The sequence below is a fragment of the Acinetobacter sp. P8-3-8 genome, assembly GCF_000214135.1.
Classification (GTDB): Bacteria; Pseudomonadota; Gammaproteobacteria; order Pseudomonadales; family Moraxellaceae; genus Acinetobacter.
This window is the reverse complement of sequence record NZ_AFIE01000193.1, coordinates 1-270: the sequence shown is the minus strand read 5'-3', so window position 1 is coordinate 270 and position 270 is coordinate 1. Positions and strand designations below refer to the sequence as shown.

Here is a 270-nt window from a genome sequence, read left to right as displayed (position 1 = left end):
CTGGGTATCTGTCGTTTCTAATGCCTGAGTAATATTCCATTGTGTACGTGAACCTCATCTATCTTCTTTAGCCATTCATCTTTCGATGGAAACCGAGGCTCCTTCCACAGTTTGGCTATTGTGGACATTGCTGCTGGAAACATCGGGGTGCAGGTGTCCCGCCGTTTCAATGCATCTGAAACTCTGGGGTCAATCCCCAGCAGTGCAATTGCTGGGTCGTAGACCAGGTCTATCTGTAACTCTTCTAGGATCCTCCACACAGTTTTTCCA

At 47.8% G+C, this 270-nt stretch carries 1 protein-coding gene; it reads right to left on the bottom strand.

Annotated elements, in window-relative coordinates:
* Positions 1–17 precede the first annotated feature (17 nt).
* Positions 18–270: hypothetical protein (locus GGG_RS21515; RefSeq protein ID WP_010118291.1), on the bottom strand; the 253-nt coding region annotated here is incomplete at its 5' end.